Raw genomic sequence first — 22649 nt, 5'->3', positions numbered from 1 at the left:
GGGTCGGGGCAGCACGGCAGGACGGGCGGTACGGGGCGGTACGGCGCATCACGCAGACACTTCATCCTCGGAGAACGAAGACCATGGCGACCAAGACCCAGAAGCAGACCATCCAGCGCAAGGCCCGTCAGATGAAGGCGAAGACGGTGAAGGCCGTGTCCAGCGCCGGCAAGCAGGCGAAGCGCGTGCAGGTGACGCTCGGTGATCTGATCGCCGCGGCCTTCGACACCGTGGGGGGCGAGGCTCGCAAGGTGGCCAGGGTGGTCTCGTCCACCGACATGACGTTGGCGACCGGAAAGCACATTGTGTTCGTGGGGTGATGATGCTTCCGCCGGCCGGGCGCGGACGACAACAGGGATCCACTCCAGGGCCAGGTGAATGACGTGAAACCCATTCTCAATCCCGGACGCAATTGCTGGACGCGGACGGATACGCATGACGCGGGCGTGCTGGTGGACGCCCGGGACTACTACCGTGAGCTGTACAGGGCCATCCGGAAGGCCCGCCGCTCCATCGTCATCACCGGTTGGCAGTTCGACAGCGACGTGACGTTGCTGCGCGGTGAGGACCTGGAGGAGGCCAAGGGAGGAGAAGTCCGGCTGCTGCCACTGTTGGATGAGATGTGCCGGGAGAACCCGGAGCTGCACGTCTACATCCTCGCGTGGGACTTCAGCATGCTGCTCGCCATGGAGCGCGAGTGGATGCAGAACCTGCTCTTCAACTGGACGACGAACGAGCGGCTGCGCTTCCGCTTCGATTCCTCCAGTCCGCTCTACGGCGCTCATCACCAGAAGCTCGTCGTCATCGACGGCGTGATGGCGTTCACCGGCGGCATGGACGTGTGTGACTGTCGCTGGGACGACCGGGACCACCCCGCGCGCTCGAAGCTGCGCTGCGACTCCGGCCGCGACCCGCACGGGCCGTACCACGACGTGCAGACGGTGCTGACGGGCCCCGCGGTGAAGCCGCTCGCGGAGCTGTTCGAGGCGCGCTGGGCGCACTCGGGCGGAGGCGAGCTCCACCTGGAGCCCGTGAACCGCGACGACATGACTTTCGAAGCGACGATGCCCGCGCCTCCGGGCCCGGTGGCCATCAGCCGCACCTTCGGCAAGACGCTGCTGCCTCCGCAAGCGGAGGTGCAGGAGATCCGCGCGCTGTACGTGGACGCCATCGACGCGGCCGAGCGCTTCATCTACATCGAGAACCAGTACTTCTCCTCACGCGCCATCTACGACGCGCTCGTCAAACGCATGCGCGCGGCCGGGCGGCCCCGGCTCCAGGTGATGCTGGTGCTGCCCCGTCAGCCGGAAGCGCTGCGCGAGCAGATCGCCATGGGCGTGGCCCAGGTGCGCCTGCTGCGCGCGCTGCGCGAGGTGGCCTCCGAAACGGGCCACGGCTTCGCGGTGTACGGCTCGGCGGCGAAGGACGAGGACGGCTCGGACGTCTTCACGTACATCCATTCGAAGGTGCTCATCGTGGATGACACCTTCATGACCATTGGCTCCGCGAACACGACCAACCGCAGCCTGGGGTTGGATTCGGAGCTCAACCTGAGCTGGGAGGCGGAGGCGCCCGGCGACGCCGTGTCGCGCGCCATCCGCCGCGTGCGCGTGTCGCTGATGGCGGAGCAGGCAGGCCTGGCTGGCGTGGCCGCGCTGCGCCCGCTGGTGGACGCGACGCACATGGTGGAGACGTTGGACGGGCTGGCCCACGAGGGACAGCACCGGCTGCGTCCGCACCCGCTGGAGACGGTGTTCGACCAGAACCCGCTCTTCAAGCCGCTGGAGCCGGAGGAGTTCCTCATCGACCCGGAGGAGTCGGTGCTGGACGAGTCCCTCTTCGAGGCCCTGCACAAGGGCGACGACGGCCTCTTCGCCTCCGGCGTGCGCCTGCTGTCGCGCTGGCTGGTGGGCAAGTCGTGCGAGACGGCCCGGCGGCACAGCGCCATCCTGCCCTGCGCTCCCGCCCAGGAAGAGGGCGGGACGGTGGGGAACTAGCGGCGGGCGAAGTCCACGCCCACGCCCGCGCCCGCGCTCACGCCTTGCACCAGCGTGCCGTCCGGCTGCGGGAAGGTCACCGTGGCGCCGGCGCCCCAGATGTACATGGCGGGCAGCACGCGCTGGCGGAACTCCGCCGCCACCGAGTAGCGGGGCTTGTCGCCCAGGCCCACCACCACCAGGCGCGCGATGCCTCGCGACTCGCCGCCCGGGGTGCTGAAGCTCAGGGACAGGTCGCCGTCCGCGCGGCCGAAGGCGGAGTACTCCACGGCGCCGCTGGCCACGACCTCCGGAGAGTCCGGTCCGTCGCCCCGCGCCACGGACAGCTCCAGGTAGCCGGAGAAGTCCTTGGGCACGCGCTGGTCGGCCTGGGGCTCCTCGGAGAGGCCCACGGCGGAGAAGCGCGACAGCTCGTAACCCGCGCCGAAGTAGCCGAAGCGGAAGCCTCCGCCCTGCCGGCGCCCCTGCACGGTGACACTGAGCTGCGTGCCCTTGAAGTTGCCCTCGAACGCGACGCCCAGCATGCCTCCCACGTCCTGCGCGCCATCATTGAGCCGCGCGCCGCCGGCGAGCAGGGCCCACGAGCGCAGCCGCTCGCCCTTGTACATGGCGAACTCGCCGCCCACCGACGCCACCGTGGCCTCCGGCGTCACTCCGCCGGCCTCGCCGAAGTCGTGCGCCGCCGAGGCGCGCACCAGGTAGCGGTCGAAGTTCCCCTCGCTGTCGCTGGCGATGCGGCCGATGTCCAACAGCAGCTCGCCTGAGAAGATGCGCGCGGCGAGCACGTCGCTGGCCAGCAGCTGCACGCGCGCGGGCCCCGCGGTGAACGACAGCGTGCCGCCCGCCGGGTGGTAGTTCGGGTTGAGCTGGTTGTCGTAGCGGTTCACCAGGTAGCCGCGCCCCAGCGACTCCTCCAGGAACGGCTGCACGCGCAGGCCGAAGCGGCCGGACTCGTCGCCAATGCGCAGCAGGCGCACCACCTGGCCGTAGTCACTGCGCTCGTCCCAGTCCTCGCGCCGCAGCCACGCGCCGTAGTCGTCGTCCTTCTGCTTCGGCTCGTTGTCCAGCAGCCGGAAGCGCAGCGGCGCGCCCAGCATGAAGGCGAAGTCCTCGCCCCCATCCACGCCCAGGGACGGGTACGCGTAGCCGAACAGGTCCTGCTCCCCACCTCGCGTCCCGGACGGGAAGCTCAGCGGCCCCACCTCCAGGAGCGCCCGGAAGCCGATTCCCTCCGAGGAACCTCCCGAGCTCCCCGACGACTCCGGCGCGGAGTACGTCTCCTGCTGCGCATCATTGGGGACCTCCTCGATGCTGGAGGACTGGGAGTGAAGCAGCGCGATGAGGGCCACGAAGGGAGCACCAGTCATTGGTGCTCACTCTAGTTGGCGCGGCGCGGGCTGGACAGACGAATACCCGGGACGGCCCGTGAGCGGGCTTTCCCGGGTATCCGCCCTCGCGTGGGGCGCGATGACTAATGGGTGGGATCCGGCGTGGCGTCCGTGTCCACCTTGGAGCTGTCCGTGCTGGGGGCGTCCACGTCGCTGTCGAGGGCGCCGGATCCGGTTTCCTCGCTCACATCGCTCTTGCCGTCGGTGCTCAGGTCGCCGGAGCCGCCGGTGCCCAGGTTGCCCTTCTCACTGGGGTTGCGGTTCTGGTTCACCGCGCCAGCGGGCACCTGCGCGTCGCCCAGGTCGGTGGGCGTGTTCTGCTGGACGTCCCACTTCTGGCCGTCGCCGGTCTTCACGGCTTCGTGCGCGGCGCCAGAGCCACCGGTGGCCTCGCCGTCGTAGACGGTGGGCGCGTCCTTGCGGTCGCGCTTCTCCAGGTCGCTCACGTTGCCCGTCTCACCGGGCAGCTCCGTGGAGCGTGAGGTGTCAGCGGGGTCGATGCTCCCGCTGGTGCCATCCGTGGTGTCCGGGTTGGCGGACGTGGTGCCCGCGCTGCCCGAGCCGCCCACGGCACCGGCTTCCGGTGACGAGGCCTCGCGGGTGGTGGCGTTGTGGCTGGCGCAACCGTACAGCGACAGGGCGGCGATCGCCGCGAACAGAGGGAGCTTCATGGGAAATCTCCGTGTGTGTCGGGTTTGAAGTCGGCTGCCAGAAATCTGGTTGCCCTTCCGACAGAGACAAGGACACACACGGTCCTCTGCTACCCGACCCTTACCTGAGCGACCGGGCGAGCGGGCGCTCAGGTGCCGGTTGGCTGACTCAGGCCTTCTTGCGCTTCTTCGACGAGGACGGTCCGGGGTCGGTGTCGGCGGCGTCCGCCTTGCGCTTGTCTCCGACCTGCGCCGTCTCCTTGCTGCTGGACATGGCCTCGCCCTTGTCATCCAGGGTGAAGAGGCGCTCCTTGGTGAGGAGCCGGTCCGGGCCGAAGGTCTGATGCGCCTGGAAGAGGCGCTCGGCGCGCTCCGTGGGCTTGCCCTTCGCGTCCAGCGGCGTGTCGAAGCCGGTGCTGATCTTCGTGTTCTGCGTCCGGTTGCCCAGGCGCAGGTTGCCCGGCGAGTCGAAGGTGTCCTTCAGCACGTCCTTGTAGGCGCCGAAGCGCGTGTCCTGATCAGGCCCCTGCATCGCGGTGAGGGTGTTCTGGAGCGCGCCGTTGCGCTTCCCCTGCACCTGCGCCGGAGTCAGCTCGCCCTGGCGCTCGGCGAGCGTGGCGCGCGAGTAGCCCTGCATGCGGCCCACGCCCGCGGCCTGCTGCGCCAGGCCCTGCTGAATCTGCTTCTGGGCCGCGGCCTTCTCCTTGGGAGTGGAGGCCGTGCTCAGCTTCTGGGCGCCTTCGTTCGCGTTCTTCACGCCCTCCTTGAACTGGAGCGTCTCGTGGTTGAGGACGTTCTGGCCGGTGCCGGAGGCGATGACGTGGTTGATGCTGGACGCGGGCGCCTTGTTCTTCGCGCTCCCCGCGACCAGCGCCTCCTGCTCCGTCAGCGGACGCCCGGAGGCCGTCGCCGCCTTCGTGTACGTGGTGTGTGAATCGCTGTACTGGGTCAGGCGGTTCAGCGAGTTCTGCGGAGTCTTCGCCGTGCCGTGCTCGCCGTAGTGGTCGGTGAGCTTCTGCTGCTGCTTCGCGTTCAGGTCCGCGGTGGGGCCGTACTTCACCTGCTCGCCCACCTTCGTGTTGTTGTTGCCGACCTTGAACTGCGTCTGGCTCAGCTTGGGGCCAATGCCTTTCATCTTCGACTGCCTTTCGTTGACGCGCCCGGCCGGAGGGATGGCGGGGTGCGTCATGGGGGAGAGGGGAGACTAGGAAATTAGAGGCTGCCTGTCCCTGCGGGAGATCCCTGATGCCTGTCCGGGACACCCGCTTGACTACGGCTGTAGTCAGGCGTACCTTGCTTTCTGACTACAGCTGTCGTCACGAAGGGCAGGGCGCATGAAGAAGCCGGTGGGAGAGCAGGAGCTGGCGGTGCTGCGGTACGTGGCCGAGCACGGTCCGGCGACGGTGGGCGAGGTGGCCGAGCGCTTCGGTGAGGCGCAGGGCCTGGCGCGCTCCACCATCCTGACGGTGATGGAGCGGCTGCGGCTGAAGGGGTACCTGACCCGGAGCAAGGTGGACGGGGTGTTCCAGTACGCCTCTCCGGTGGCGACGCAAGAGCTGCTGCGCGACGTCGTAGGGAACTTCGTGCAGCGCACGCTCTCCGGGTCCCTGTCGCCGTTCGTGACCTACCTGTCGGAGACGGAGGACGTGTCCGACGAAGAGCTGAAGCAGCTCCAGGACGTCGTGGCGCGCCTGCGCCAGAAGCGGAAGGAGTAAGCCCCGTGATGACTCTCATGACCTCGCCGTGGTGGTCGTCGTGGTCGGAGTCGGTGTGGCGCGCCTCGTGGCAGGGGGCGCTGTGCGCGCTGGCCGTCTGGTTGCTGGCCCGGACGCTGCCTCGCCTGCCCGCGGCCCTGCGCGCCGGACTCTGGTGGCTGGTGGCGCTCAAGTTCGTGCTCACGCTGGGCTGGCCCAAGCCCATGCCGCTGGCGCTGCTGCCCGTGGAGTCCACGACCGCGCAATCCCAGACGGTCCGCGTGGACGGTGCTCAATCCCAGACGCCGGGGCGGACGGTCATGGTGCTCACGGCCCCCGATGCGGACGTGCTCATGCGGGTGTCGCCGCAAGGGCAGACACCGGCTCCCGTGGAGGGCCCCTCGGCCGGGGCGCGGGTCGCCTCGTTCTTCAAGAGCGCGGTGGAGTCGCTCCGCGCGCATTCGTGGACGGTGGGCGGGGTGTGGGCGCTGCTCGTCCTGTGGGGCGCGGGCGTGGCGTGGAAGGTGCGGGGCCACGTGCTGGCGTGGCGTCAGGTGCAGGGCATGCGGGAGCGCGCGCGGCCCTTGCGTCACCCGGTGCTGGAGGAGGAGGCGGAGTTCCTCGCGAATGAAGCGGGCCTGCGCCGTCCGCCCACGCTGCTCGTGTCGGACGAGGTGGTGAGCCCGCTGGCCGCGGGGCTGGTGTCGCCGGTCATCGTGCTGCCCGCGAAGGCGCTGCGTGATTTGCCGGAGGACTCGCTGCGCATGGCGCTGGCGCACGAAGTGGCGCACCTGCGGCGCGGGGACCTGTGGCTGGGTTGGGTGCCGGCGCTGGCGGAGACGGTCCTCTTCTTCCACCCGCTCGCGCGCCAGGCGGCCCGTGAGTACGCGCTCGCCCGGGAAGAGGCGTGCGACGCGGAGGCGCTGCGCCTCACCGGCGCGGAGCCCGCGGACTACGGCGAGCTGCTCATCGCCTTTGGCATCACCCGGCCCCCACGCAGCGCAGCGGCGCTCGGGGCGTCGGCCCACCTTCACGCGCTGCACAGGAGGCTCCGCATGCTGGAACATGTCGACGTCGTCCCCACGCAACCCCGCCGGTGGCTGAAGGGTGCGCTGTTCGCCCTCGGCGCCGTCGTCCTGATGCCCTTCCAGGTCGTCGCCAAGGCGCCCGCGGAGAGCACCGCTCCCGCCGCGAAGGACGCGACCCCCGCCCCCGTTCGGGTGGGCACCGTCCGGTACCTGCCCGAGGACGCCGCGCCGGCCTCCAGGCCGACCGTCGCTTCTCGCTCCACCACGACGCCTGCCCCCGATGCGAAGCCCACCGTGATGGAGCACAGCGCGAAGGCGCCCGGTACGCCCGCGGATGCACCGCCGTTGCCTCCGCTGCCCGCGCTGCCTCCTCCTACGCCGGGGGCGACGCGGTCCACGCAGCTCACCACGCACGTCCCTCCCACCGCGCCCGCGCCCATCCCGGCCAATGACAGGCTGGCTCCGGTGCCGCCCGCGCCGCCCGCGCCCCCGGTCGGTGGCAGGCCCACCCCGCCGGTGCCGCCCGCGCCTCCGGTCCGGAGCGCGGTGCCCCCGGTGGCGCCCATGGCCCCCATGCTCGCGGCCGCGCCGCGTCCTCCCGCACCGCCCGCGCCTCCGCCGGACATGGGCATCGAGGACGGCGACACCTTCGCGTACCTCTCCGACGGCCGCACGATGATGGCCGGCAGCACGGACGACCTGTACCTGGCGCGCACCTTCAAGCAGAAGGGCAAGGACCTGCTCTTCGTGCGCCGCGACAACAAGCCCATGCTGATCCGCGACGCGAAGACGCTGGAGCAGGTGCGCAACCTGATGGAGGACGACCGGAAGCTGGGCGATTCGCAGAGCGCGCTCGGTGAGAAGCAGGCGGCCCTGGGCGCGCAGCAGGCCGCGCTGGGCCAGAAGCAGGCGGAGCTTGGCTATCCCATGTCGCAGATCGCCGCGAAGCACGCCGCCATCGCCTCGAAGCGCGCGGAGATCGCCATGGAACGCGCCCGCCTCCACTCGCTCGCGGACGGCCCCGAGCGCGACCGCAAGGAAGCGGAGCTCGACAAGCGCGACGCGTCCTTCGACCAGGAGCTGGAGGGCCTGGACAAGCAGCAGGAGGAGCTCAGCCAGAAGATGGAGGCGCTCGGCGAGGAGCAGTCGAAGCTGGGTGAACAGCAGGGGAAGCTCGGCGAGCAGCAGGGGAAGCTGGGCGAGCAGCAGGCGGCGCGCAGCCGCGAGAGCATGAAGAAGGTGATGGCCGTCATCGACGAGGCCATCCGCAAGGGCCTGGCCGAGCCTCTGCCCTCCTGAGGACGGAGGGCGCGGCCCCTCGGTGACGGCGCACGCGGGGGTTCCCTATACCGGGACCCGGTGTGAAGCCTGTCTCGGAGGTCGCCATGTCCGCCGCCGTCCCGCAGCACACGTCACGCACCACCATCGACATCCTGGTGCGCCGGGTCCGTGAGGGCTCGAGCGCGTGGGCGAAGCTCCCTCTGCCGGAGCGCATCCGGCTCCTGGGGGACCTGCGCGACGCGTACGTCGCCATCGCGGAGCCGAGCGTGCGCGCGGCCTGCGAGGCGAAGGGCATCGACCCCGGCGGTCCACTCGCGGGTGAGGAGTGGCTCGCCGGGCCCATGGTGGTGGTGCGCAACCTGCGCCTGCTCTCGGACGCGCTGAAGGACATCCAGAAGCACGGCGCGCCCGTCATCCCCGCGAAGCACCTGCGCACGCTGGAGGACGGGCGGCTCGCCGCGCGGTTGTTCCCCCGGGACAGGCTGGAGGGGATGCTCTTGCCCGGCACCACGGGCGAGGTCTACTTCCAGCCTGGCGTCACCGCGGCCAACCTGCGTGAACACCAGGCGTCCTTCTACCGAAAGCCCCACAAGGGCCGGGTCTGCGCGGTGCTGGGCGGCGGCAACGTCAACTCCATCCCGCCCATGGACTGCCTCTACAAGCTCTTCGTCGAGGGCACCGCCTGCGTGCTCAAGATGAACCCCGTCAACGCGTACCTGGGCCCGTTCCTGGAGCAGGCCTTCGCCCCGCTCATCGCTCGCGACGCGCTGGCCATCATGTACGGCGGCGCGGAGGAGGGCGCGCAGCTGGTCCACCACGACGCGGTGGACGAACTGCACATCACCGGCAGCGACAAGACCCACGACGCGCTCGTGTGGGGCCCGCCCGGCCCGGAGTCCGACGAGCGCCGCCGGAAGAACGAACCGCTGCTCGCGAAGCACGTCTCCAGCGAGCTGGGCAACATCTCCCCCGTGGTGGTGGTGCCGGGGCCGTACTCGGACGGCGAGCTGCGCTTCCAGGCGGACGACATCGCCGGCATGGTCGCCAACAACGCGTCCTTCAACTGCAACGCGGCGAAGCTGCTGGTGCAGCCGAAGGATTGGCTCCAACGCGGCACGCTGATGGACCGCATCCAGGCGAGCCTGGGCCATGCGCCCGTGCGCCGCGCGTACTACCCGGGCGCGCAGGAGCGCTGGCACCAGTTCACGGACGCGCGCCCCAACCTGCGGCTGGTGGGCAACCCCGGCGAGGGCGACCTGGCCTACGCGTTGATTCCAGACGTGGATCCCTCGAAGACGGACGACCGCGTCTTCCGCAACGAGCCCTGGTGCACGGTGCTGTCTGAGACGGGCCTGCCGGGCTCCGACGAACCGGTGACCTTCCTGGAGGCCGCGGTGGCGTTCCTCAACGAGAAGGTGTGGGGCACGCTGAACGTGACGCTCATCGTCCACCCGAAGACGATGCGGGACCCGAGGGTGCGCGCGGCTGTGGAGAAGGCGGTGCGCGATTTGCGCTACGGCACGGTGGCCCTCAACACCTGGCCCGCGGCGGCGTATGCGCTGGGCAGCATGCCCTGGGGTGGCCATCCGTCCGCGTCGGCCCGGGACATCCAGAGCGGGCAGGGCTGGGTGCACAACACGTTCATGCTGGAGTCCATCGAGAAGGCGGTGTTGCGCGCCCCGCTCACGTCGCTGCCCTCGCCTCCGTGGGTGCCGGGTCACAAGGGCGTGGCGGCGCTGGGCCGCCGGTTGGTGGAATTCGAGCAGTCCCCGTCCTGGTGGAAGGTCCCTGGTGTCGCCCTGGCCGCGCTGCGCCGGTAGGGGCAGGCGGGGAGGCGGGGATTCTGGAGGCTCGTGGTAGTTAAGGGGGACCATGGCATCCAGGTACGCGCAAGAGGGTGGGCAGTCGCTCCAGCAGGGTCAGCCGGCGGAGGCGGTGAAGAGCTTCCAGAAGGGCCTCTCCATCGACCCGAAGGACGTGGACTGTCTGATGGGCCTGGTGCGCACCCACCTGAGCACCGGCGCCGCGAAGGAGGCGGAAGGCGCCGTGACGCGCCTGCTGCAGGTGCAGCCGGACAACACGGAGGCGCAGGCGCACCTGGCCATGCTCAAGGCGCAGGCCGGAGACCCCGTGGCGCTGGTGACGCTCAAGGCGCTGGCCGCCGCGCCCACCGCCGGCTACTTCGAGCGCTTCAACCTGGGCACGCTGCTGGCCGAGCGCGGCGACCTGGAGGGCGCGAAGGCCGCCTTCGAGGCCGCGCAGGTGGTGGCGCCCCACAGCGTCTACCCGCACTTCGAGCTGGGCCGCATCGCGGTGCAGCGCAGGGACACGGCGGCGGCGGTGACGCACTTCCAGCAGGCCTCGGCGCTGGCGCCCCAGGAGGCCCTGCCGCACCTGATGCTGTCGCGCGCGCATGCGGCGAACGGCGCCATCGGGGCGGCCATCGCGGCGGCCACGCGGGCGCTGGAGAACGCGCAGGGCCGCACGCGCGTGGCGGTGTTGCAGGATCTCTTCCGTCTCTACCTCCAGGCCAACAGCAAGGACTCGGCCCGCCGCACCATCCTGGAGCTGCGCGAGCTGGATCCGGCGCAGGTCCGCTACGTCCACCTGCACGGCCTGGCGAGCATGCTGGCCGGGGAGCTGGCGGAGGCGAAGGTCCTCTTCGCGGAGGCCCTCGAGCGCGCTCCGAATCAGTGGGACATCCGTCACTCGCTGGCGCAGGCGCACGAGGCGCTGGGTGAGCGCGCCGAGGCCCGCAAGCTCCTGGAGGAGACCGTGGCGGTGGTGCCCCACGAGCCCGGCCCGACCAACGACCTGGTTCGCCTGCTGATGGGAGACCAGGACCACGCGCGGGCCCGCGTGCTGCTGGAGCGGGTGCTGGAGGCGAACCCCCAGGACGCGCTCACGCACCTGAACCTGGCGCGCGCCACCCAACCGTTCGACCGAGCGGAAGCCACCCGGCACGCCAGGCAGGCGCAGTCGTTGGGCACGGCGGACGCCACCGTGAAGGACCAGGCGGCGCAGCTCCTCACGGAGCTGAGCGGCTGACGCACCCCGTCTTCCCCTGTCCCAGGCCCGTGCCTACCTTCAGGCGCGGTCCGAGAGCGGGCAGGGGGGACGTATGCGCAAGGCGGAGCAGGCATTGATCGAGCAGTTGGAAGCGCGCTTCCGGGAAGTGACGCGGCTGCTCTACACGACGTCCATCCCCGCGTCGGTGTTGGACGCGGAGCTGCTGCCGATGATGGCGGAGGACGTCACCTTCACCGACCCCTGGCAGAAGGGGGGCGGCAAGGAGACGTACCGCAAGGGCGCGGCGGGCTTCCACTGCATGTTCCACTTCGACTTCGACATCTTCCAGCTCAACGTCCAGTTGGAGCCGGATGGGAAGAGCGGGCGGGCCATCGTGGACGGGGTGATGAACCTCAAGCAGTTCGCGTGGCTCTACACGTACCCGCTGCGCACGCTGCTCGTGTACGACTTCACGCTCCAGCGCGGCGAGGACGGCGGTGAGGTGTTGCCGCTCATCCACGCGCACGAGGAGATGTGGAGCTTCGGCGACATGATCGCCAACGTGCCCGGAGTCGGCGCGCTCTACGACCGCTTCCGCAGCGCCTTCAGCGTGGGCTTCCTGGCGGCGTCCGCGGTGTGCGGGCGCCTCAGGCGGTCCACGTAGCGCACCAGTCTTTCTCAGCGGCCGAACAGCCCGCGCCGCTTCGTCGACTGCACCTGTCCGCCCAGGCGTGACAGGCGTTGGCCCAGGATGCGGCTCATCTCCAGCGCGACGGCGGGGTTGGCCATCATGACGCCGCGGAAGTCCTCGCGGCCCACGGCGGCCAGCTCGCACGGTGTGGCGGTGACGGCGGTGGCGTTGCGTGGTTCGCCCGTGAGCAGGGCCAGCTCTCCGAAGAAGCCCCCCTGCTTCACCGTGGCCACCGTCTGCCGTGAGCCGTCCTTCATCGCCACCTCGCCGGAGATGACCACGTAGAACGTCTCGCCCGCATCGCCCTGGCGGAACAGCTCCGTGCCCGCGGGCGTCTGGAGCAGCTCCGCGCCGCGCGCCACCGCCTCCAACTCGTCGTCATTCAGGGGCGCCAGGAAGTCCAGCTTGCGCAGCGTCTTCGCCAGCGTCGAAGCGAGGCCCTCGCCCAGCGGCGGCTCCGACGTGAGGAACTCCACCGCCGTCGCCACCTGCGTGCGGCGCGCCACGAGGATGACGTTGTGCCCGGCCTTCAGCTGCGTGTTGCCCTCCGGCAGCGCCGTGTGGCCCTGTGGATCCACCAGCGCGATGAAGATGCACTCGCGAGGGAAGCCCTCCATGCCGCGCACCTGCGCCACCGTCTGCCCTGCCACCCGGGCGCGGGCGGGAATGGCCAGCTCGAAGAGGAGCGCGTCGCCGCTGCTGAGCGGCAGCGACCCGGACACCTGCGGGAAGTCGATGGCGGTGGTCATCTTCGCCACCACCACGTCCGCCTCCGCCACCAGCTCCTTCACGCCCGCCAGCCGGTACGCGTCGCGGTAGTTCGTGTCCAGCATCCGCACCATCAGGCGCGCGCTGGACGTGGCGCGCACCAGCATGGCGAAGGCCAGGTTCGCCGGGTCGTGCGCCAGCACCGCCGCCGCCACGTCCGCTGTCCCGATGCCCGCCGCCTCCAGCACGCGCGGATTCGTGGCGTCACCGCACACCGTCACCACGCCCACCTCCTCGAAGAGGCGCGAGCAGATGCCCGCGTCGCGTTCGATGACCGTCACCGAGTGCTGCTCCGACACGAGCCGCGCCGCCAGCGCGCCGCCCACCCGTCCTCCCCCCGCGATGACGATCTTCATGACGCCTTGTGCTCCTTGCCTTCCGAATTCGCGTGCCCGCCGTGCAGCACCTTCTCCAGGCCCAACATCCGCGCGTCCAACTGCGCCAGCATCTCCTCCGCCGTCGCCTCCGGAATCAGCCCGTTGCGCCGCGCGCCCTGCAACGCCGTGCGCTCCGCGTCGATGAGCCGCCGCCGCGTGCTCAAGAGGTCCTTCGCCCCTTCGGCCAGGTGCTGCTCGCTGATGCGCCGCAGCTCCCGCTCCGCCCGGGCGATGTTCACCTGGTACTCGCTGCGCAGGTGCTCATAGGCCGCGCGCGGCAACAGGCCCTGCGAATGCAACGCCTCCAGCTCCACGTGCGCCGCGCGGCTGGCGATGAGCTTCCCGCGCTGCTCCGCCATCTCCAGCGCCACCGCGTCCTGCTGGAACAGCCCCAACGCCTTGAGCGCGCCCGTGAGCATCAACCCCTGGCCCACCATGGACACCAGCGTGACGCCGAACGCGATGGAGACAATCTGCTCGCGCGCGGGCGTATTCTCCGGAAGACCCAACGCCAGACCGATGGACAGCGCGCCCTTGATGTTGCCCACCAGGAACACGTGCTGCCAGCGCAGCGGGATGGTCTCCGCGGGCTTGAACAGACGCAGCAGCAGGAAGGGCAGGTAGATGGCCACCGCGCGCCCCAGCACCACCGCCACCACCGCGATGCCCACGCCCGGCAGGTGTCCCTGGAGCGCCTCCGGCCGCGTGTCCAGACCGACAGAGAGGAAGAGGAACGTGTTGACGCCGAATGTGGCGTACTCCCAGAAGGAGTGGATGGCCACCTGGCTTTGCGGCGGCACCTCCCGCCGCAGCGTCACGCCCACCGCGAGCCCCGCCACCACCGCGGAGATGGCGCCCGACAGGTGCACCTCTTCCGCCATCACGTAGGACGCCAGCGCCACCGCCGTCGTCACCATGATCTCCGCGAGCGGATCCTCCGCGCGCCGGATGATGAAGCCGCCCAGGAGGCCCAGCGCCAGGCCCACCACCGCGCCGCCCACCGACGCGAGCAGCACATGGCCGCCCAGCGACCCCAGCGAGGGCGCCATACCGCCCGCCACCACCGCCGCGATGGCCGTGTACGCCACCAGCGCGGTGCCGTCGTTGAAGAGGCTCTCACCCTGGATGATGCCCGCCAGCCGCCCGGGCACTGGCGCACGACGGAAGGCGTAGAGGATGGACACCGTGTCCGTCACCGCGAGGATGGAGCCCAGCAGCAGCGCGGGCCCCCACGCCAGGTCCAGCATCCAGTGCAGCGCGGCGCCGGTGGCGCCAATGGCGAGCACCATCCCCAGCGTGGACAGCAGGCCAATGGGGACCGCGTTCGCGCGGATGCCATTGAGGTCCGCCATGATGCCGCCCTCGAAGAGCAGCAGCGGAAGGCATATGAGGAAGACCACCTGCGGGTTGAGCGGGGGCACGCCCGGCAGCAGGTGTGCGACGGAGATGAGCAGGCCACCAAGCACCAGCGCGACGTTGTACGGCACGCTGGCCCGCTTGGCGGCGATGGCAAGCGCGATGGCTGCCACCATTAGGCCTATTAAAATAGGTACTTCCAGCAGCACGGCGACTCCACTGGGGCCAGGAAGGGGCGCGAAGCTTTCCAGATTCGCGTGGACCGTGCACGGGCACCGTCCGCTTTTCGTCTCCGGGCCCCGAGGCCCCGCCCGCCTGCCTCCCGCCGGAAGTGCGCCCTGGCGGCGAGACGTCCGCGTGGTACAGCAAGCACCCAGATGAAATCCGGCTCGCTGGACACCCTGGTCCTCTCCGTCACGGCCCTGCGCAAGACCTACGGTGCCCACACGGCCGTGGACGGCATCTCCTTCCACGTGCGCCGCCGCGAAATCGTGGGGCTCCTGGGACCCAACGGCGCGGGCAAGAGCACCACCATCAACATGCTCCTGGGCGTGCTTCAGCCCACCTCCGGCACCATCGCCATCGAAGGCACCGACCTGGAGACCCAGCGGGTGAAGGCCCTGTCCCGCACCAACTTCGCCGCCGTCTACTCGCCCCTGCCCGGCAACCTCACCGTGGCCCAGAACCTGCGCGTCTTCGGCCTCATCTACGGCGTGAAGGGGCTGTCCGCCCGCATCGAGACGCTGCTGGAGGAGTACGACCTGAAGCGCTTCCGAGACACCAAGTGCGGCGTGCTTTCCTCCGGCGAGCAGACCCGTGTGTCATTGGCCAAGGCCATGCTCAACGAGCCCCGGCTGCTGCTGCTGGACGAACCCACCGCGTCGCTGGATCCGGCCACGGCGCTGGACATCCGCACCCGCATCCGTGACTTCGCCGCGAAGGGCAACAGCGGCGTGCTGTGGACGTCCCACAACATGTACGAGGTGGAGTCCGTCTGCGACCGCGTCCTCTTCCTGGCGCGCGGACGGGTGCTGCTGGAGGGCGACCCGAAGACGCTGCCCCGCGAGCACGGCAAGGCGTCACTGGAGGAGCTGTTCATCGCCGTGGCCAACGAGCCGCTGGCGCTGGAGAGGAACGAAGCGCCATGAACCTGAACCACGTCGCGGGCATCGCGCTGCGCCAGTTCTATCTCTACAGGGGCAACTTCGCGCGAGTGGTGCCGCTGTTCGCCTGGGTGGCCGTGGACATGGTGCTGTGGGGCTTCATGACCCGGTACCTCAACCAGGTCACGTCCTCCGGCTACGACTTCGTGCCGGCGCTGCTGGGCGCGGTGCTGCTCTGGGACTTCTTCGCGCGCGTGATGCAGGGGTTGACGACGGGCTTCTTCGAGGACGTCTGGTCGCGCAACTTCCTCAACGTCTTCGCCACGCCGCTCACGCTGACGGAGTACGTGAGCGGCCTGGTGCTGACGAGCATCGTGACCAGCGCCATTGGCCTCGTCGTCATGCTGCTGTTGTCCACCACGGTGTTCGGCCTGTCCTTCGCCGCCTACGGGGCAATGTTCATCCCCTTCGTGATGGTGCTGTTCCTCTTCGGCATCGCGCTGGGCATCCTCAGCAGCGCGATGGTCTTGAGGTTGGGCCCCGCGTCCGAGTGGTTCGTCTGGCCCATCCCCAGTCTGCTGTCCCCGTTCGTGGGCGTCTTCTACCCGCTGTCCACGCTGCCGGAGTGGATGCAGTGGGTGGCGAAGCTGCTGCCCCCGTCCTACGTCTTCGAGGGCGTTCGCACGCTGGTGGCCGGCGGTGAGTTCTCCGGCGCCACGCTCGGCTGGGGCTTCGCGCTGGCGCTCCTGGACATCGTGCTGGCGGGCTGGGTGTTCCAGCGGGTCTACCGCTACGCGGTGCGCACGGGCCTGCTGGCCCGCTACAGCGCGGAGAGCGTGAGCTAACGCCGGACGCGCAGGAGCAGGCGTCGGGAGCGCATGGCGTCAATCTAGCGTTGGTGAACGCGGCCTACCGACCTGGAAGGGGGGCAGCCGAGCGCATTCGGGACTGGAAGACGGTGCGGGGTGGCGTTGTCGCGGCCCCTGTCGTGGGCACCTTGCTCGGGCGGGTTCAACGACACCAATGCCCAGCGGGAGGCAGTTCCATGGCGCGCATCGCATTCATCGTGGCGAACGACTTCGAGGACTCCGAGTTCCAGGTGCCCTTCGACACGCTCAAGCAGGCGGGCCACGAGCCCGTCGTCATCGGCGTGGAGGCCGGCAAGACGCTCAAGGGGAAGAAGGGCGCGGAAATCCGCACGGAGAAGGCGGTGAAGGAGGTGAAGGCCGCGGACTTCGCCGCGCTGGTGATTCCCGGCGGCTACTCGCCGGACCACCTGCGCATGGACATCGCCATGGTCGGCTTCGTGCGCGACTTCTTCAAGGCGGACAAGACCATCGCCGCCGTGTGCCACGCGCCGTGGATGCTGGTGGAGGCGGACATCGCGGACGAGCGCACCGTCACCTCGTTCCCCTCCATCAAGACGGACCTCATCAACGCCGGCGCGCGCTGGGTGGACCGCCAGGTGGTGGAGGACGGCAACCTCATCACGTCCCGCAAGCCGGATGACCTGGAGGCCTTCTGCGCCGCCGTGCTGCGTCAGCTGAAGGACGGCATCGCCCCACGTCTGGAGTCGCCCCTGGCCCCGCAAGCCACCGCGGACCGCGCACCCCCAGTGCACTGAGCGGCCAACAGGGCGAAACATGGTCCAACAGGACCCAGCCCCCCAGGGTGCTTCACGCGCTCTGGGGGGTTCTACGTGCCGCGCGGAGCATCGGATTTTCCCCCCGGGGAGAGGCCTGCCTGCCCCTGCTTCAGAGGGAAAATGTTGAGGGGACAACCCCGCATCCCCTCGACGCATTGCGCTGTCGGACGCATGCGCCGGGTTTTTGCTGCGCTGGCATTGTTCCGTTGTCTTTGGTTCTTCGATACAAGACACTCAGACGTTTGTACGGGGTTCCACCAACCCCAGGGGAGTCATAAAATCCCTGAATTTTACAGCTGGGTTGCCATTATGCAGCGTAGTTGCTTATTGTTTCGCCAGCCCCGCCCCCTTGACGGACCGCGCCAACACTGACGGTCACTGTGACTCCCGAATGAATCCGGCTCCCCGAAACGTGGTGTCCCAGCCCCGTCAGGTCGTCCGGGCGGTGTTGAACGAAGCGCTGGAGAGCAAGCTGGGCGGTGAGGTGGTGGTGAAGTCCACCACGGTCTCCGGGCGCATCTTCGTGGTGGAGCGCAAGGTGGCGTGGACGGTGCTCACGGGCCCGGGCTCGCGCAGCTTCTCCACGGCGCTCATCGACGCGAAGCTGGTGAGCCGCGAGGACGTCGAGCAGGTGATGGCGGAGTGCCGCAAGAGTGGCGGCAACTTCTGCGAGACGCTGGTGGCGTGGGGCCTGGTGCCGCGCGACACGCTGCGCGACGTGCTGTGCCGCCACCTGGCGGTGCAGTTGGAGACGCTCTGCGGACTGACGGAGGCGCAGGCCCTCTTCGTGCCGCAGCCGCGCTCCTACTCCAGCCAGCTGACGTTCGACCTGGCGGAGCTCACGGCCGAAACCACGCAGACGCAGCCTGCCGTTCCGCAGTCGCAGTCCCCAGCCGGTCCCCCCGTCCTACTGGAAGGTGAAGTCATGGCGAACGTGAAGCAGGCGCTGGAAGAGGCGATGAAGATTGAAGGGGCGTTCGCGGTCTGTCTCGCGGATGCCAACAGCGGGATGACATTGGGAAGTGTCGGATCCGCGGGGTTCAACGTCGAGGCGGCGGCGGCGGGCAACACGGAGGTGATGCGCGCCAAGCTGAAGACGATGAAGGCCCTGGGCATCAAGGACCGCATCGAGGACATGCTCATCACCCTGGGCGAGCAGTACCACATCATCCGTCCGCTCGCGGCCCGCGAAGGCCTGTTCCTCTACATCGCGCTGCACCGCGCGAACGCGAACCTGGCGATGGCGCGCTTCCGCATGGCGGAAGTGGAGAAGAACATCCAGCTCTGAGGTTTCAGCTTGATGACGCCCCCACGCCGCCCGTTTCCCTCCTGGAGGGAAGCGGGCGGAGGCGTTTGGTGGGGTCAGTGCTCTCCCGCGCGCTTCTCACCGGCTTCCACGCGCAGGGACAGGCGGTTGCCGCGCGGAGGCAGCGGGCAGGTGGCGAAGCGAGAGAAGGCGCACGGCGGATTGTAGGCGCGGTTGAAGTCCAGCACGACGCGCCCGTCCTTGTCCGGCAGCGGCGCTTCGAGGAAGCGGCCGGCGCCGTAGGTCGTGTCGCGGTTCGTCTCGTCGCCGAAGACGATGAACAGCTCGTCCGAGCCCTCTTCCCCCACGGGCGTCAGGCGGTACTCCTTGCCCGCCACCTTGAAGACGAGCGTGCCGGCGGACTTCATCTCCTCCGCGTACCCCAGCACCGTGGGCACGCTGAGCATGCGCGGCTTGTCGTCCGGCACCAGCCGCGCCTCCACCTTCCAGTCCGAGCTGGCCGGATACAGCGGGATGCCGTGGAACTGCTTGCGCGTCGCCGCCTCTGAATCCTTCACCCGCACGCCCAGCCGGTCCTTCCGGCGGATGATCTGGAAGTTCACGGTGCCCAGCCGCACCACGTCCGGCGCTTCCTTCTCGTCTGTCTTCAGCGCGCCGCCGGTGAAGGGTTTGCCCTCCAGCGTGAAGGCCACACCCGGCGCGGGCTGGAAGCTCACGGTGTCACCCTTGCGCACGAAGGTCCCCGCCCTGGCCGGCGCCGACGAGGGCAGTGGCACCGCGCTGTCGGGAGCGGAGCCGGCCGTCTGTTCGCCCTCCTTCAACCAGGTGAGCCCCACCAGCGTCAGCCATCCGTCTGGCGATTGCAGGCGTTGCAGCCGTTCGGCGTGCCACGCCTGGGTGGCGGCGGCGACGTCCTCCGCGGGGGCCTTCTTCTCCGCCTGCGCGGCGGGTTTCGGGAGCGGCTTCGTCGCGGGCGGCGAGGCCTGTAATGCCAGGGACAGGACCAGGGCGAGGGTGCTCATGCGGATGGGCCTCGAAGGACGGGAGGGGCAGGGGCGCTGGGGCCAATGTCTAACAGGTGCCCGTCCCGGTTGCGCGCGGTCCTCCCACCGTGCAAAGGCTTGAGAAACCTTCCATGAACCTGGACCTCCATCCCGCGTCTCCGGCCAGTGCCCTGCGCAAGCTCGCGCTGGGGACGTGGCGCGCGCCCCGCGACCCCACCGCCTACGCGGCGCTGGAGGTCCGCATGGAGCCGGCGCTCGCGTTCATGGCCACGCACCGCACGCTCACCGGCCGCCGCCTGACGGTGACGCACCTGGTGGCGAAGGCCGCGGCGGACGCGCTGCGCCGCTACCCGGAGGCCAACGTCGTGCTGCGCGGCCAGCGCCCGTGGCTGCGCGAGGACGTGGGCGTCTGCGTGCTGGTGGTGCAGCCAGCGAGCGGCGCGTCGCGCGTGGACCTGACCACCGCCACCGTGCACCGCGCGGACCAGAAGTCGCTGGAGGCGCTGGCGGACGCCATGGAGTCGCGGGTGTCGCGGGTCCGCGCGCGTGAGGACGTGGAGATTGAGCGGGGCAAGCGCCGCTCGTCGCTGTTGCCCGGCTGGCTGATGGGCCCCGCGCTGCGGCTGTTGTCCTTCGTCTGGTACGGCCTGAACGTGAACCTGCGCCGCGTGGGCATGCCGTTCGACCCGTTCGGCTCCGTGGCGGTGACGAACCTGGGCTCGCTGGGGCTGGAGCGGGGCTTCGTCGCGATGGTGCCCTACACCCGCGTGCCGCTCCTGCTGGCGCCCGGGCTGGTGCGGGACGTGCCCGTGGTGCAGGACGGAGCGCTGGTGCCCGGCAAGGCCATGACGCTCACCTGCACCTGGGACGCGCGCCTCATCGACGTGGACCTGGCCGCGCGGGTGCTTCGGCACATCGGCGGAGCGCTGGAGGATCCCCGGGGGTGGGATGCACCGGGGACCGAAGCGCGGTAGAACAGGGGCGTCATCCGGAGGTCGGCACCATGTCCGTGGATCCCTTTCGTCGCGTCGGTTCGTCCCGTCCCGTGGGACGGGTGCTGAGCGGCCAGGACCGCTTCGAGAAGGAAGCCCTGGAAGGTCCTCCCGAGGGCCACCTCGCCATGGACCGCCGCCAGCGCATGGCCGGCGGCCCGCTGCCGGTGAACGGCGAGAGCCCCTTCGCCGCGAAGATGCGCAAGCTGGCCGCGTCGAACCCGGACGGCAAGGAAGACTGACGCGGTCCTTCCTCGCCGGGCCGCTCAGACCTGCCCGGCGCCGCCGTCCACGAAGAGCTCCGCGCCGTTGACGAAGCTGCTGTCGTCCGACGCGAGGAACAGCGCCGCCTTCGCCACCTCGTCCGGCTGCCCCATGCGTCCCAGCGGGATGAGGCTGGTGAGGTACTCCTTGATCTGCTTCGCCCCCGCCGCGTCGGCCGCCAGCCCGTTGAGTCCCGGCGTGTCGATGGGGCCCGGGCTGAGCGTGTTCACCCGGATGCGCCGCCCCTTCAGGTCCGTTGCCCAGGTGCGCGCGAACGAGCGGATCGCCGCCTTCGTCGCCGCGTAGACGCTGAACGCCGCCGAGCCGTCCGAGCCCGCGGTGGAGCCCGTCAGGATGACGGAGCCGCCGTCCTTCAACAGGGGCAGCGCCTTCTGCACCGAGAACAGCGTGCCCTTCACGTTGACGTTGAACGTCTGGTCGAAGTGCGCCTCCGTGATGGAGCCCAGCGCCGCGAACTCGCCGCCGCCCGCGTTGGCGAACACCACGTCCAGGTGCCCCGACTCCTCCTTCACCCGCGCGTAGAGCCGGTCCAGGTCCGCCATCACGGACACGTCCCCGCGAACTCCCACCGCGCCGTGGCCAATCTCCTGCACCGCCCGGTCCACCTCCGCCTGCCGGCGGCCGGTGAGGAACACCTTCGCTCCCTCCTGCGCGAAGCGCTTCGCGGACGCGAAGCCGATGCCCGTGGTTCCACCCGTGACGACTGCCACCTTCCCGTCGAGCCTGCCCATCGTCCCACTCCTTGGTTATGGACTTCGTGGTCCATATCTAAGAATGGTGGACCGAACGGTCAATAACTTTTATTTTCCGGGCATGGCTCGGCCTCGGACATTCGATGAAGCGCAGGTGCTGCGGGCGGTGCGCGACCAGTTCTGGAACAAGGGCTACGCGGCGACGTCCATGGACGACCTGATGCGGGCCACGGGGCTGGGGAAGGGCAGCCTCTACGGAGCCTTCGGCGACAAGCATCAGCTCTTCCTGAAGGTGTTCGACACGTACTGCGTGAGCTCCGTGGAGTCGGTGAAGAAGACGCTGGAGGGGCCGGACGCAGGAGCGCTGGAGCGGCTGCGCCAGTACATGCTGGGCGTTGCCACCGCGTCCGCGGCGCCCGCGAACCGGCGAGGGTGTCTGCTGGCGCGAGGCACGTCGGAGCTGGCGGCGCAGGACGCGCACGTGGCGGACCGGGCACTGGAGACCTTCCGGGGGCTGGAGGCCGCGTTCGTTCGCTGCCTGGAGCAGGCCCGGGCACATGGGGACCTTGCCGCCCACGCTGACTCACAGAGGTTGGGTGCCATGCTGCTCGCGGTCTTCCGGGGGCTGGAGGCCGTGGGCAAGGCGGGCATGGACGAGGCCAGCCTGCGCGGCATGGTGGAGACGGCGTTCGAACATCTGCCCGCCCCGGTGAAGCGCCGTCGCTAGAGCCGTCCCCTCTTCCGGTGACCCCCGCGTTCAGGCTAGGCACAGAGGCCTGAACGCGGGTGCATGCGGTCACTCACCGGGATTGGGGGCATTGATGCGGAAGGCACATGCGGTGGCGGCGTCGATGGTGGCGCTGATGCTGGGGCAGACGGGCTGCTATCGGACGAGCATCGTCACGAACCTGCGGCCGGAGCCCAAGGTCCACCAGGACCGGCAGTGGTTCACGGCGGTGGGCCTGTTGCCCGTGTCGAGTCCCCCTGGCAGCGAGTGCAAGAACGGCATCGCGTGGGCGCAGAGCCGCGCGACCCCCAGCGACTTCCTCATCCAGGCGGGCCTGGCGGTGGCGGGCGCGTTCATCGGGTCGGCGGTGTGCGCTGGCGGCAACCGCACTGACGAGGAACAGGGCAACTGCGCCGCGATTGGTCTGCTGGTGCCCACGCTCCTGGTGGGCTCGCGCACCGTGGCCTACGCCTGCGCGTCGGAGTCCCAGAACGTCAATCCGCGGCAGGACCTGGGCACGGGCCCGGAGACGCCGGCCCGCGTGCCGGACTCCGTGAACGCACCGGAGGAGGGTGAGGTCCCGGTGCTCGACGCCCCGACTCCGCCGCCGCTGCCGCCGCCCGGCTCCGTGCCGGATTCGAGCCCCGGACTCTGAAATACATCCGGACGCGGCGCGCGAAGGTGTCCGCGCCGCG

Annotated in this window: 22 protein-coding genes; 15 read left to right on the top strand and 7 right to left on the bottom strand. The window is 69.9% G+C overall.

Annotation, left to right across the window (positions count from 1 at the left end):
* Positions 1-83: 83 nt before the first annotated feature.
* Positions 84-320, top strand: a complete 237-nt coding sequence (locus tag D7Y15_RS17600; protein ID WP_120561048.1) for a chaperonin — start codon at positions 84-86, stop codon at positions 318-320.
* Positions 321-383: 63 nt separating this feature from the next.
* Complete coding sequence (locus D7Y15_RS17595) at positions 384-1997, top strand: phospholipase D-like domain-containing protein (RefSeq protein ID WP_172815012.1); 1614 nt, start codon at positions 384-386, stop codon at positions 1995-1997.
* Here D7Y15_RS17595 and D7Y15_RS17590 read toward each other — a convergent pair.
* The 3 genes from D7Y15_RS17590 to D7Y15_RS17580 form a co-directional block, all read right to left on the bottom strand.
* Positions 1994-3364 (bottom strand): hypothetical protein, encoded by a 1371-nt coding sequence (locus D7Y15_RS17590; protein ID WP_120581273.1) that lies wholly within the window; start codon positions 3362-3364, stop codon positions 1994-1996. The two genes, D7Y15_RS17595 and D7Y15_RS17590, sit on opposite strands and share 4 nt — an antisense overlap.
* A gap of 104 nt (positions 3365-3468) precedes the next feature.
* The gene (locus D7Y15_RS17585; RefSeq protein ID WP_121753312.1) at positions 3469-4056 is read right to left on the bottom strand and encodes a hypothetical protein; all 588 of its coding nucleotides are present in this window, start codon (positions 4054-4056) and stop codon (positions 3469-3471) included.
* A gap of 148 nt (positions 4057-4204) precedes the next feature.
* Positions 4205-5170, bottom strand: a complete 966-nt coding sequence (locus D7Y15_RS17580) for a hypothetical protein (protein WP_120581275.1) — start codon at positions 5168-5170, stop codon at positions 4205-4207.
* Between the two features lie 199 nt (positions 5171-5369).
* Here D7Y15_RS17580 and D7Y15_RS17575 point away from each other — a divergent pair, with 199 nt between their 5' ends.
* The 5 genes from D7Y15_RS17575 to D7Y15_RS17555 all read left to right on the top strand — a co-directional run bounded on the left by D7Y15_RS17575 (position 5370) and on the right by D7Y15_RS17555 (position 11711).
* Entirely contained in the window at positions 5370-5750 is a 381-nt protein-coding gene (locus tag D7Y15_RS17575; RefSeq protein ID WP_120559023.1) for a BlaI/MecI/CopY family transcriptional regulator, read from the top strand.
* An 8-nt stretch (positions 5751-5758) separates the two neighbouring features.
* Complete coding sequence (locus D7Y15_RS46585) at positions 5759-8056, top strand: M56 family metallopeptidase (protein ID WP_199745939.1); 2298 nt, start codon at positions 5759-5761, stop codon at positions 8054-8056.
* 86 nt (positions 8057-8142) lie between these two features.
* On the top strand, positions 8143-9858 hold the full coding sequence (locus tag D7Y15_RS17565) for an aldehyde dehydrogenase (protein ID WP_120580692.1): 1716 nt from the start codon (positions 8143-8145) through the stop codon (positions 9856-9858).
* A 52-nt stretch (positions 9859-9910) separates the two neighbouring features.
* On the top strand, positions 9911-11086 hold the full coding sequence (locus D7Y15_RS17560; RefSeq protein ID WP_121753309.1) for a tetratricopeptide repeat protein: 1176 nt from the start codon (positions 9911-9913) through the stop codon (positions 11084-11086).
* A 73-nt stretch (positions 11087-11159) separates the two neighbouring features.
* Positions 11160-11711, top strand: a complete 552-nt coding sequence (locus D7Y15_RS17555) for a hypothetical protein (RefSeq protein WP_120580690.1) — start codon at positions 11160-11162, stop codon at positions 11709-11711.
* Between the two features lie 14 nt (positions 11712-11725).
* On the opposite strand, the gene D7Y15_RS17550 is transcribed toward D7Y15_RS17555, so the two are convergent.
* On the bottom strand, positions 11726-12862 hold the full coding sequence (locus D7Y15_RS17550; RefSeq protein WP_120580689.1) for a cyclic nucleotide-binding domain-containing protein: 1137 nt from the start codon (positions 12860-12862) through the stop codon (positions 11726-11728).
* Positions 12859-14415 (bottom strand): cation:proton antiporter, encoded by a 1557-nt coding sequence (locus D7Y15_RS17545; RefSeq protein ID WP_211486885.1) that lies wholly within the window; start codon positions 14413-14415, stop codon positions 12859-12861. Before D7Y15_RS17545 ends, D7Y15_RS17550 begins: the two co-directional genes overlap by 4 nt.
* A gap of 201 nt (positions 14416-14616) precedes the next feature.
* Between D7Y15_RS17545 and D7Y15_RS17540 the strand changes: the two genes are divergently transcribed.
* The 4 genes from D7Y15_RS17540 (at position 14617) to D7Y15_RS45790 (ending at position 18275) form a co-directional block, all read left to right on the top strand.
* Positions 14617-15387 (top strand): ABC transporter ATP-binding protein, encoded by a 771-nt coding sequence (locus tag D7Y15_RS17540; protein WP_120580687.1) that lies wholly within the window; start codon positions 14617-14619, stop codon positions 15385-15387.
* Positions 15384-16187 (top strand): ABC transporter permease, encoded by an 804-nt coding sequence (locus tag D7Y15_RS17535; RefSeq protein ID WP_121753307.1) that lies wholly within the window; start codon positions 15384-15386, stop codon positions 16185-16187. Before D7Y15_RS17540 ends, D7Y15_RS17535 begins: the two co-directional genes overlap by 4 nt.
* Positions 16188-16387: 200 nt before the next feature.
* Positions 16388-16966, top strand: coding sequence for a type 1 glutamine amidotransferase domain-containing protein (locus D7Y15_RS17530; protein ID WP_120580685.1), 579 nt, complete (start codon positions 16388-16390; stop codon positions 16964-16966).
* Between the two features lie 412 nt (positions 16967-17378).
* Positions 17379-18275, top strand: a complete 897-nt coding sequence (locus D7Y15_RS45790; RefSeq protein ID WP_121753306.1) for a hypothetical protein — start codon at positions 17379-17381, stop codon at positions 18273-18275.
* A gap of 74 nt (positions 18276-18349) precedes the next feature.
* On the opposite strand, the gene D7Y15_RS17520 is transcribed toward D7Y15_RS45790, so the two are convergent.
* Positions 18350-19276 (bottom strand): DUF1684 domain-containing protein, encoded by a 927-nt coding sequence (locus D7Y15_RS17520; RefSeq protein ID WP_121753305.1) that lies wholly within the window; start codon positions 19274-19276, stop codon positions 18350-18352.
* A 113-nt stretch (positions 19277-19389) separates the two neighbouring features.
* Between D7Y15_RS17520 and D7Y15_RS17515 the strand changes: the two genes are divergently transcribed.
* Both D7Y15_RS17515 and D7Y15_RS17510 read left to right on the top strand, forming a co-directional pair.
* A complete protein-coding gene (locus D7Y15_RS17515; protein WP_121753304.1) occupies positions 19390-20232 on the top strand; it encodes a 2-oxo acid dehydrogenase subunit E2 in 843 nt (280 codons plus the stop codon).
* 29 nt (positions 20233-20261) lie between these two features.
* Positions 20262-20492: a hypothetical protein gene (locus D7Y15_RS17510; protein WP_120578950.1), complete on the top strand. Its 231-nt coding sequence runs from the start codon at positions 20262-20264 to the stop codon at positions 20490-20492.
* A 24-nt stretch (positions 20493-20516) separates the two neighbouring features.
* On the opposite strand, the gene D7Y15_RS17505 is transcribed toward D7Y15_RS17510, so the two are convergent.
* Complete coding sequence (locus tag D7Y15_RS17505; RefSeq protein WP_121753303.1) at positions 20517-21266, bottom strand: glucose 1-dehydrogenase; 750 nt, start codon at positions 21264-21266, stop codon at positions 20517-20519.
* An 82-nt stretch (positions 21267-21348) separates the two neighbouring features.
* Between D7Y15_RS17505 and D7Y15_RS17500 the strand changes: the two genes are divergently transcribed.
* Positions 21349-21954 carry a TetR/AcrR family transcriptional regulator gene (locus tag D7Y15_RS17500; protein ID WP_167548267.1) on the top strand — a complete coding sequence of 202 codons (606 nt, stop codon included), beginning with the start codon at positions 21349-21351 and terminating at the stop codon, positions 21952-21954.
* Positions 21955-22048: 94 nt separating this feature from the next.
* On the top strand, positions 22049-22609 hold the full coding sequence (locus D7Y15_RS17495) for a hypothetical protein (RefSeq protein ID WP_121753301.1): 561 nt from the start codon (positions 22049-22051) through the stop codon (positions 22607-22609).
* The last annotated feature ends 40 nt before the right edge of the window (positions 22610-22649 follow it).

The sequence above is a fragment of the Corallococcus sp. AB030 genome, from assembly GCF_003668965.1.
Classification (GTDB): domain Bacteria; phylum Myxococcota; class Myxococcia; order Myxococcales; family Myxococcaceae; genus Corallococcus; species Corallococcus exiguus.
The sequence above is the reverse complement of the archived record's forward strand: the minus strand, read 5'-3'. Positions and strand labels throughout refer to the sequence as shown.